Genomic DNA, 10,561 nt, shown 5'->3' with positions numbered 1-10,561 from the left:
CCCGAGTCGTTGTCCGGTCGCTCGGCGCGCCCGCTCAGGAGCCGGAGCCGGCGAAGCGCGTCCGCAGGTTCGCGATCATGCAGTGCAGTTCCCGCTGGGTCTCGCGCAGCCGCCGGGCCTCCGCCTCGTATCGCTGTGCGGCGGCGACGGAGCCGCTGCCGCGTTCGATCCGCGCGCAGGTCTCGGCGGTCGTGAGTGCCGCGGCGACGCTGTCGTTCTCGCGGTGGAGGATGCCGAGGAACACCTGGCCCTGATGGGCGTCGGCGACGGTGTGCTCGTCGCCGGCCGCCGCGAGGTCGACGAGGTTCGTCGCGCCCCCTCGCGCGGGCCGGGCGGTCGTGCGGGTTGCCGTGCGGGTCGTGCTCATGGCGAGCAGTCTGGCACGTACCCGCGTCCTGCATGCAGGATGCACGGACTGTTTTGCCCGACTCGGGACGTTTGCCCAGATGGTTGAGTGTTCAATCAGTTGCCCTGTGACGGACATCTCCGCGCATCCGCGTCCGGGGACGGTTCCCGGGGCTGAACAGGGTCAAACCTGATGTGACTCACTTCACGGAACTTTTGTTTCCGTACCCTAACCACCCCCTGTTACCCTTTCGATACCGCTGACCGCAGCTGATTTAATCGCTGCGGTCAGTTGTTATTTATGGGGTTTTTACGTTCGCGTGCTAGGTGATCCGGCCGCTCTCAGATTCCTGTGGTGCCCCGCGGATACGCCGCCGTGACGTCCGTCAGCACGTTCACCAGATACGGCACCCCGGACGCGAAGGCCCGGTCCAGCGCCGGACCGAGCTCCCGCGGATCCGTCACCAGCTCACCGCCCGCCCCGAGAGCGGTCGCGACCAGGTCGTACCGCGTGCCCGGCGCCAGGTCGGCTGCCACGTCGTACCCGTACAGCAGCTGCATCGGTCCCTTCTCGAGTCCCCACGCCGAGTTGTTGCCCACCACGATCACCACGGGCAGCTCGTGCCGCACGAGGGTGTCGATATCCATCAGCGACAGACCGGCAGCACCGTCGCCGAGCAGCAGCACCACCTGACTCGACGGCCGCGCCACCCGCGCCGCGACGGCCGCGCCGAGCCCGGCGCCGAGACAGCCGTACGGCCCCGGATCGAGCCACTGCCCGGGCCGCTTCGGCTCGACGAACTTGCCGGCGAACGACACGAAGTCGCCGCCGTCGCCGATGACCACGGCGTCTTCGGCCACCCGCGGCAGCAGTTCGCCGTAGATCCGGGCCGGGTGGATCGGATCGGCCTCGGCGGCCAGCAGGGCGGCGTCGCGCGCCGCGGCGGCAGTTACTTCGTCGCGCAGTCCGGTCACCCAGACGTCCGTGTCCGGGCGCGACGACAGCGCCGACAGGATGCCGTCGAGGCACGCCGTGAGGTCGCCGGACACCGAGCCGGCGAGTTCGGCGTGTGCCGACACCTGACCGGGGGAGTCGGCCACGTGCACCACCCGGGCCGTGGGCGCGCCGTCGCGCCCACCGAACCGGCCGTAGCCGAGGCGGAAGTCCAGTGGGGTGCCCACGACGATCGCCAGGTCGCAGGTCCCCACCGCGGTGCCGCGGGCCTTGGTGACGAGGAGGGGATGGCCACCCGGGACCACCCCGCGGCCCATGCCGTTGGTGATCACCGGGATGCCGGCCTCGTCGACGAACCGCAGTGCCGCCTCCTCGGCGTGATCGGCCCACACGTCGGTACCCAGCACCAGCAGCGGCCGCCGTGCCCCGGTGAGCAGGGCGGCGATCTCCGCCAGCGACTCGGAGTCGGGCTCGAGCCGGACCGCGGCCGGCGGCGACGGACGCGGCAGGGTGGCACGGCCGAACAGTTCGTCCATCGGCACGTCCACGAACGCCGGCCCCCGGTGCGACGTGCGGGCCGCCGTGAACGCCTCGTCGACCAGCGGGCCGACGCGATCCACGGTCGCCGCCGTCTCGGACAGCTTCGTGACGGTGGACAGCAGCGGCGGCTGGTCGAGTTCCTGCAGGCTGCCCGTGCCCCAGCGGGCGTTGGGTGCGCGGCCGCCGAGCACCACCAGCGGCGACCCCGCGAAGTACGCCTGGGTGACGGCACTGACGCCGTTCGTCACGCCCGGCCCGGCGGTGAGCACGGCCAGCCCGGGATGCCGCAGGAGCTTGCCGGTGGCCTCGGCGGCGAACACCGCGGTCTGCTCGTGGCGCACGTCGATCAGCCGCATGCGTGCTTCACCCTTGACCGCGGCGTCGTACAGCGGGAACACGTGCGCGCCGGAGAGGGTGAACATCGTCTCGACGCCGTGGGAGCGGGCCACCGCCGCGGCGTGATCGCCGCCGTGCCCCTCGAGGTCCGGGCTCATGGCGCGAAGGGTACGGCCGAGGGCACTGCCGTGGGGCGGGTTCGGGGGAACACGAGCGTGGTCGCCGGGCCGGGGGTCCGGGGCGGAGGCCGGCTTCCGATCGAAAGTTGTTGTAGTACAGCTGGAAAGACACACCGGTGGATGCGTCACGCCCCTCGCCGGGTCGCGAGGCCGACCACGGCGTCGCGCAGGCCCGTCCAGTGCTCGGCGGTGGTCACCCGGCTCGCCGCGTACGACGCCCGCACGAGAAGCCGGGTGGCGCGTCGCCGGGCCCGGTCGTACCGGCCGAGCGCGTCGCGCACGTCGAACCGGGCGAGCAGATCCGCGAGGGTGGCCGCGTCGACGATCGCCTCGCAGGCACCGCGGCCGAGGTTGGGGGTCATGGCATGGGCGGCGTCGCCGAGCAGTGCGACGTTGCCGCGCACGTACGACGGCAGCGGCGGGGACTGGTAGATCTCGTGGTGGAGCACCGTCGCCGGATCCAGGCGGTTCAGCACGTCGCGCACGGCCGGATGCCAGTCGCCGAACCGGGCGACGAGGTCGTCGACGCCGCCGGTGGTGCCGGCCGGCGCGCGGACGGCGGCGAACCAGTTGATCAGGCCGCCCTCGCGGGGCGTGATGCCGAACAGCGCACCCGCCCCCCACGTCTCGGTCGCGGTGTCCACGGTGCCGTCCACCCAGCCGCGCCACGCCGCGATGCCGGCGTGGACGGGCCGGTGGTCCGGGCCGAAGAGGGCGTCACGGGTCGGACTGCCCAGGCCGTCCGCGCCGATCACGATGTCGTAGCCGGCGAGCTCGGTCAGCGGCGGAGCGGGCCGGCCGAGCCGTACCGCCTCGTCGGGCAGGCCCGCGGCGAGCAGGCCCAGCAGGGCCGGCCGGGAGAGCAGTACGGCGGGACGCCGGGTGCGAAACCGTGCGAGCTCGCGGCCGTCGGGCCGCATGATCGCGCCGCGGTCCAGTGCGACGCCGAGCCGCTCGACGCCGCCGCCGAGCCCTGCCGAGGCGAGTGCGTCGAGCGCGGCCGGCCACATTCCCAGGGCCGTCCCGGTGGGCGGCAGCGCGGGGGAGCGCTCGAACACGTCGACGTGCCAGCCCCGCCGGATCAGTGCATTCGCTGCGGTGAGCCCGCCGATGCCCCCGCCGAGGATCGCGGCCTTGCCGCCGTTGTTCCTGGTCATGAAGTCAAGGTACTACGGATGTAGTGTCATGTCACTACTGTTGTAGTGTCGAGATGTGACCGACAAGCGCGCAGCGGTGCTCGACGCCGCGATCGACCTGCTCGGCCGGGAAGGGTTGCGCGGGCTCACTCATCGCGGGGTGGACGCGGCCGCCGGCGTGCCGGCCGGTTCCACGTCGAACTACTTCCGCACCCGCCGGGCCCTGCTCGAGGGCGTCCTCGACCGCCTCGTCGAGCGCGACCGGGCCGACGTCGCCGTCCTCGGCGGCGGAAACCTCCCGCGCACCGAGGAGGAGCTCGTCGACATGCTCGCCGGGTACGTGATGTTCGCGACAGGCCCCGATGCCGTACGTACCCGCGCCCGGTTCGCGCTTTTCGTCGAGGCCACCGCCTCGCCGTCGCTGCGACGGTCCGTGCAGCGACGCCGCGACGAACTGCGGGGCATGGGTCTGGCGGTGCTCGCCGCCCTCGGATCCTCGGATCCCGTCGCCGGGGCGCGCGTGCTCACCGACCACCTCGACGGGATGATCCTGCACCGTCTGACCTCGGACGATGTGGATCTCGACCCGCGCGACGACCTCCGCCGGATGGTGCGCGCGCTGCGGTGACGAGGCGCGCCGCCCGGTCGTGCGTCAACCGCGTGTTAACGGGCGGTCACCGGCTCGTTAGGGATGGATAGGATAGCCTTGGTTGCGTCGTCCCCCGGCGGCTGACATATCGTTGTACGCAACACGGTGGACACACGACGTCCAAGCCGACCGGGAGGTCCGGCCCGAGCTGCCGAAAATTGGCACCCGCATCGTCGCGGAAGGGCGGATACTGAACGGTGATCGGTGCCGATCCACCACGTGTCGGTACTTGCTCACGCAAGTAGATGGCCATCAGCGCTGCTGGTCGTCGCTGCAATCTAACGCAACGAAGGCTAGGTATGAAGCATCTTCCCGGGCCGCAAGGGCTCTACCACCCGGCGAACGAGCACGACGCCTGTGGTGTCGCATTCGTCGTCGACATGCATGGTCGCCGCAGCCGGGACATCGTGGAGAAGGCGATCACCGCTCTGGTGAACCTCGAGCACCGCGGCGCGGCGGGCTCCGAGTCGAACACCGGCGACGGTGCCGGCATTCTCATCCAGGTCCCGGACCGCTACCTCCGTGAGGTCGTCGACTTCGACCTGCCGCCGATCGGCTTCTACGCCACCGGCATCGCCTTCCTGCCGCAGGACGAGAAGGCCGCCGACGAGGCCGTCGCCGCGGTCGACGCGATCGTCGCCGAGGAGGGCCTGCAGGTCCTCGGCTGGCGCGAGGTTCCCGTCGACCCCTCCGACCTGGGAACGCTGGCCCGGCAGGCGATGCCGAGCTTCCGCCAGATCTTCATCACCTCGCCCGACCGGACCCTCGGTGGCCTGGAGCTCGAGCGGCGGGCCTACGTGGTCCGCAAGCGCACCGAGCACGAGCTCGGCCGCGAGGGCGCCGGCCAGGACGGCCCCGGCAGCGAGACGGTGTACTTCCCGAGCCTGTCGGCGTCGACCTTCGTCTACAAGGGCATGCTCACCACGCCGCAGCTCGAGGGCTTCTACCGCGATCTGCAGGACGAGCGCGTCGAATCGGCGCTGGGCCTGGTGCACTCGCGCTTCTCCACCAACACCTTCCCGTCGTGGCCGCTGGCGCACCCGTTCCGCCGTGTCGCCCACAACGGCGAGATCAACACCGTCACCGGCAACGCCAACTGGATGCGTGCCCGCGAGGCGCTCATCGACTCCGACGTGTTCGGCGGCCGCGAGAAGCTCGAGAAGATCTTCCCGGTCTGCACCGAGGGCGCGTCCGACACGGCCCGCTTCGACGAGGTGCTCGAACTCCTGCACCTCGGCGGCCGCAGCCTGCCGCACGCCGTGCTCATGATGATCCCCGAGGCGTGGGAGCGGCACGAGTCCATGGACCCGGCCCGTCGCGCGTTCTACGAGTACCACGCGGCGCTCATGGAGCCGTGGGACGGCCCGGCGTCGGTGTGCTTCACCGACGGCACCGTCGTCGGCGCGGTCCTCGACCGCAACGGCCTGCGCCCGTCGCGCGTGTGGGTCACCGACGACGGCCTCGTGATCATGGCCTCCGAGGTGGGCGTGCTCGACATCGAACCGCAGAAGGTCGTGCGCAAGCTGCGCATGCAGCCCGGTCGCATGTTCCTCGTCGACACCTCGCAGGGCCGCATCATCGACGACGAGGAGATCAAGAGCGCCCTCGCCGCCGAGCACCCCTACCAGGAGTGGATCGACCAGGGCATCGCCCGGCTCGAGGATCTGCCCGAGAGCAAGTACACCTACATGTCGCACGAGCGGGTCGTGTTGCGGCAGCAGGTGTTCGGGTACACCAGCGAGGAGGTCAACCTCCTGGTCAAGCCGATGGCCGCGACCGGCGGCGAGGCGCTCGGCTCGATGGGCACCGACACCCCCATCGCCGTGCTCTCCGCGCGTCCGCGAATGCTGTTCGACTACTTCTCGCAGCTGTTCGCGCAGGTCACCAACCCGCCGCTCGACGCCATCCGGGAGGAGGTCGTCACGAGCCTGGGCGGCATGCTCGGGCCCGAGGGCGACCTGCTGAACCCGACCGCCGACTCGTGCCGGCAGATCCTCGTCTCCGCGCCGGTCATCGACAACGACGACCTGCAGAAGCTGATCCACGTCAACGACGACGGCAAGTTCCCCGGCTTCAACAGCGTCATCATCCGCGGCCTGTACCCCGTCGCCGAGGGCGGCGAGGGTCTGCGCCGCGCGCTCGAGAACATCCGCGGCGAGGTCTCCGAGGCCATCGAGAAGGGCGCGCGCCTGATCCTGCTGTCGGACCGCGAGTCCGACGAGAACCTCGCGCCGATCCCGTCGCTGCTGCTCACCTCCGCGGTGCACCACCACCTCGTCCGCGAGAAGACCCGCACCAAGGTGGGCCTGCTCGTCGAGGCCGGCGACGCCCGCGAGGTGCACCACATCGCCGCGCTGTGCGGTTTCGGTGCGGCCGTGGTCAATCCGTACATGGCCTTCGAGACCATCGACGAGCTGCTGCAGAACGGCGACCTGCCGGACGGCATCACCCTCGACAAGGCCCTCGCGAACTACATCAAGGCCGCCTCGAAGGGCGTGCTCAAGGTGATGTCCAAGATGGGCATCTCCACGCTCGCCTCCTACACCGGTGCGCAGCTGTTCCAGGTGATCGGCCTCTCGCAGGAGGTCGTCGACGAGTACTTCACCGGGATGCAGTCGCAGCTCGGCGGAATCGGCCTCGACGAGATCGCCCAGGACGTCGCCGCCCGGCACTCCCTCGCCTTCATGGACCGTCCGTCGGAGCACGCCCACCGCGAGCTCGAGGTCGGCGGCGAGTACCAGTGGCGCCGCGAGGGTGAGTTCCACCTGTTCAACCCGGACACGGTGTTCAAGCTCCAGCACGCCACCCGCACCGGGCAGTACTCGATCTTCAAGGAGTACACCAGGCTGGTCGACGACCAGTCGGAGCGGCTCGCGTCGCTGCGTGGCCTGTTCGAGTTCCGCAAGGGTGCCCGCCCGGCGGTGCCGCTCGAGGAGGTCGAGCCGGCGAGCGAGATCGTCAAGCGGTTCTCCACGGGCGCGATGAGCTACGGCTCGATCTCCGCGGAGGCGCACGAGACCCTCGCGATCGCGATGAACCGCCTCGGCGCCCGCTCGAACTCCGGTGAGGGCGGCGAGCATCCGGACCGCTTCACCCCGGACGCGAACGGCGACTGGCGTCGCTCGGCGATCAAGCAGGTCGCCTCCGGCCGGTTCGGTGTCACCGCGCACTACCTGACGAACTGCACCGACATCCAGATCAAGATGGCGCAGGGCGCCAAGCCGGGTGAGGGTGGTCAGCTGCCGCCGCACAAGGTGTACCCGTGGGTCGCCGAGGTGCGTGGTTCGACGCCGGGCGTGGGCCTGATCTCGCCGCCGCCGCACCACGACATCTACTCGATCGAGGATCTCGCGCAGCTGATCCACGACCTGAAGAACGCCAACCCGCAGGCCCGCATCCACGTGAAGCTGGTCTCCGAGATCGGTGTCGGCACCGTCGCCGCGGGTGTGTCGAAGGCCCACGCCGATGTGGTGCTGATCTCCGGTCACGACGGTGGCACCGGTGCCTCCCCGCTGACCTCGCTCAAGCACGCGGGTGCGCCGTGGGAGCTCGGCCTCGCCGAGACGCAGCAGACGCTGCTGCTCAACGGTCTGCGCGACCGCATCGTCGTGCAGGTGGACGGGCAGATGAAGACCGGCCGCGACGTGGTCATCGCCGCCCTGCTCGGCGGTGAGGAGTTCGGCTTCGCCACCGCTCCGCTGGTGGTGTCCGGCTGCATCATGATGCGCGTGTGCCATCTCGACACCTGCCCGGTGGGCGTGGCGACGCAGAACCCGGTGCTGCGCAAGCGGTTCACCGGCAAGCCGGAGTTCGTCGAGAACTTCATGCTCTACATCGCCGAGGAGGTGCGCGAGTACCTGGCCGAGCTGGGCTTCCGCTCCCTCGACGAGGCGATCGGCCGGGTCGACATGCTCGACACCACCAAGGCCGTCGACCACTACCGTGCCTCGAAGCTGGACCTGTCGCCGCTGCTGGAGCAGACCCGTTCGCCGATCTTCTGCGAGCAGGACCTGCACTGCACCAAGGAGCAGGACCACGCCCTGGACAAGGCGCTCGACAACGAGCTCATCACGCAGGCGAGGCCGGCGCTCGAGTCGGGTACGCCGGTGACGATCGAGACCAAGATCGCCAACGTCAACCGCACCGTCGGCACCATGCTCGGCCACGAGCTCACCAAGGTGTACGGCGGGGAGGGCTTGCCGGACAACACGATCGACATCACCTTCACCGGTTCGGCCGGCAACAGCTTCGGCGCGTTCGTGCCCAAGGGCATCACGCTGCGGCTGTTCGGCGACGCCAACGACTTCGTCGGAAAGGGCCTGTCCGGTGGCCGGATCGTCGTCCGCCCGCCGCTGAACGCGGCGCCGGGCTTCGTCGCCGAGGACAACATCGTCGCCGGCAACGTGATCCTGTTCGGTGCCACCAGTGGCGAGGCTCTCATCCGCGGCGTGGCGGGTGAGCGGTTCGCCGTGCGTAACTCGGGTGCCACGGCCGTCGTCGAAGGCGTCGGCGACCACGGTTGCGAGTACATGACCGGTGGCAAGGTGGTCATCCTGGGCAAGACCGGCCGCAATTTCGGCGCCGGCATGTCCGGGGGTGTCGCGTTCGTGTACAACCCCGATCGCGACTTCGAGGACAACCTGAACACCGAGCTGGTCGATCTCGAGGACCTCGAGGGCGAGGACTTCCTCTGGCTCAAGGGCGCCATCGAGCGCCATCGTGACGAGACGGGCTCCGAGGTTGCAGCCCGCATTCTGGCCGACTGGTCGCAGCAGGTCAGTCACTTCGCGAAGGTCATGCCTCGCGATTACAAGAAGGTACTCATGGCAATCAAGGACGCCGAGATTCGAGGCGCGAACGTGGACGAGGCGATCATGGAGGCGGCTCGTGGCTGATCCGACCGGTTTCCTCAAGCACGGCTCGCGCGAAACCCCTGTGCGCCGGCCGGTTCCGCTGCGGCTGCTCGACTGGAAGGAGGTGTACGAGCCGTTCCCGCTCGACACCCTCCAGGTCCAGGCCAGCCGCTGCATGGACTGCGGTATCCCGTTCTGCCACAACGGTTGTCCCCTCGGGAACCTGATTCCCGAGTGGAACGACCTGGCCTACAAGGGCAAGTGGAACGACGGCATCGAGCGCCTGCACGCCACCAACAACTTTCCGGAGTTCACCGGCCGGCTGTGCCCCGCACCGTGTGAGGCCTCCTGCGTCCTGGGCATCAACCAGGACCCGGTGACCATCAAGCAGGTCGAGGTCGAGCTCATCGAGAAGGCCTTCGACGAGGGCTGGGTCGCGCCGGTCATGCCGTCGAAGCTGACCGGCAAGAAGGTCGCGGTCGTCGGCTCCGGTCCGGCGGGTCTGGCTGCAGCGCAGCAGCTCACCCGCGCCGGCCACGCGGTGACCGTGTTCGAGCGCGAGGACCGCATCGGTGGTCTGCTGCGCTACGGCATCCCCGAGTTCAAGATGGAGAAGGCCGTCATCGACCGCCGCCTCACGCAGATGGAGGCCGAGGGCACCGTCTTCAAGGCGGGCGTCAACGTCGGTGTCGACATCACCGCCGACGAGCTGCGCGAGCAGTTCGACGCGGTCGTGCTCGCCGGTGGCGCCACCGAGGCCCGTGACCTGCCGATCCCCGGTCGTGAGCTCGACGGCATCCACCAGGCGATGGAGTTCCTGCCGATCGCCAACCGCGTGCAGCTCGGCGACCTGTCGGAGCCGACCATCACGGCGAAGGGCAAGAAGGTCGTCATCATCGGTGGCGGTGACACCGGCGCCGACTGCCTCGGCACCTCGCACCGTCAGGGCGCGGCCAGCGTGCACCAGTTCGAGATCATGCCGCGTCCGCCGGAGCAGCGCGCCGAGTCGACCCCGTGGCCGACCTACCCGCTGATGTACCGCGTGTCCTCCGCGCACGAGGAGGGCGGCGAGCGCGTGTTCTCCGTCAACACCGAGCAGTTCGTCGGCAAGGACGGCAAGGTCGCCGCCCTGAAGGCGCACGAGGTGAAGATGGTGAACGGCCGCTTCGAGAAGGTCGAGGGCACCGACTTCGAACTCGAGGCCGACCTGGTGCTGCTCGCCATGGGCTTCGTCGGCCCCGAGAAGCCGGGCCTGCTCACCGACCTCGGCGTGGACCTGAACGAGCGCGGCAACGTCGCCCGCTCGACGGAGTGGGCCACCAACGTCGACGGCGTCTTCGTCGCCGGCGACATGGGCCGTGGTCAGTCGCTCATCGTGTGGGCCATCGCGGAGGGTCGTTCCTGCGCGGCGGCGGTCGATCGGTACCTCGAGGGTGCAACGGTGCTCCCTTCGCCGATCACCACCACCACGATGCCGCAGCGCTGAGCGCTGAGGTAGCAGAACCCACGACGGGCGCGCCCACCGGAAATCCGGTGGGCGCGCCCGTCCCGTTTCGTCCGTTCGGGAC

At 69.9% G+C, this 10,561-nt stretch carries 6 protein-coding genes; 3 read left to right on the top strand and 3 right to left on the bottom strand.

Going from position 1 to position 10,561, the window contains the following annotated elements:
- Positions 1 to 34: 34 nt before the first annotated feature.
- The 3 genes from CQZ88_RS06650 to CQZ88_RS06640 all read right to left on the bottom strand — a co-directional run bounded on the left by CQZ88_RS06650 (position 35) and on the right by CQZ88_RS06640 (position 3,512).
- A complete protein-coding gene (locus CQZ88_RS06650) occupies positions 35 to 367 on the bottom strand; it encodes a hypothetical protein (protein WP_029546827.1) in 333 nt (110 codons plus the stop codon).
- Positions 368 to 687: 320 nt separating this feature from the next.
- On the bottom strand, positions 688 to 2,334 hold the full coding sequence (locus CQZ88_RS06645; protein ID WP_102799441.1) for an acetolactate synthase: 1,647 nt from the start codon (positions 2,332 to 2,334) through the stop codon (positions 688 to 690).
- A gap of 146 nt (positions 2,335 to 2,480) precedes the next feature.
- On the bottom strand, positions 2,481 to 3,512 hold the full coding sequence (locus CQZ88_RS06640; RefSeq protein WP_029546828.1) for an FAD-dependent monooxygenase: 1,032 nt from the start codon (positions 3,510 to 3,512) through the stop codon (positions 2,481 to 2,483).
- A gap of 55 nt (positions 3,513 to 3,567) precedes the next feature.
- On the opposite strand from CQZ88_RS06640, the gene CQZ88_RS06635 reads away from it, so the two are divergent.
- From CQZ88_RS06635 to CQZ88_RS06625, 3 genes are all read left to right on the top strand, one after another.
- Positions 3,568 to 4,119, top strand: a complete 552-nt coding sequence (locus CQZ88_RS06635) for a TetR/AcrR family transcriptional regulator (protein ID WP_006942168.1) — start codon at positions 3,568 to 3,570, stop codon at positions 4,117 to 4,119.
- A gap of 320 nt (positions 4,120 to 4,439) precedes the next feature.
- Positions 4,440 to 9,035: a glutamate synthase large subunit gene (gltB, locus tag CQZ88_RS06630; protein WP_006942166.1), complete on the top strand. Its 4,596-nt coding sequence runs from the start codon at positions 4,440 to 4,442 to the stop codon at positions 9,033 to 9,035.
- The gene (locus tag CQZ88_RS06625) at positions 9,028 to 10,479 is read left to right on the top strand and encodes a glutamate synthase subunit beta (protein ID WP_006942164.1); all 1,452 of its coding nucleotides are present in this window, start codon (positions 9,028 to 9,030) and stop codon (positions 10,477 to 10,479) included. The genes gltB and CQZ88_RS06625 overlap by 8 nt, the downstream gene beginning before the upstream one ends.
- Positions 10,480 to 10,561: the final 82 nt, after the last annotated feature.

The sequence above is a fragment of the Rhodococcus sp. ENV425 genome, assembly GCF_002887785.1.
GTDB lineage: Bacteria > Actinomycetota > Actinomycetes > Mycobacteriales > Mycobacteriaceae > Rhodococcus > Rhodococcus aetherivorans.
The sequence above is the reverse complement of the archived record's forward strand: the minus strand, read 5'-3'. Positions and strand labels throughout refer to the sequence as shown.

Coding starts and splice junctions, on each gene's coding strand:
- gltB (WP_006942166.1), top strand. CDS start 4,440: ATGAAGCATCTTCCCGGGCCGCAAGGGCTCTACCACCCGGCGAACGAG.
- CQZ88_RS06650 (WP_029546827.1), bottom strand. CDS start 367: ATGAGCACGACCCGCACGGCAACCCGCACGACCGCCCGGCCCGCGCGA.
- CQZ88_RS06640 (WP_029546828.1), bottom strand. CDS start 3,512: ATGACCAGGAACAACGGCGGCAAGGCCGCGATCCTCGGCGGGGGCATC.
- CQZ88_RS06645 (WP_102799441.1), bottom strand. CDS start 2,334: ATGAGCCCGGACCTCGAGGGGCACGGCGGCGATCACGCCGCGGCGGTG.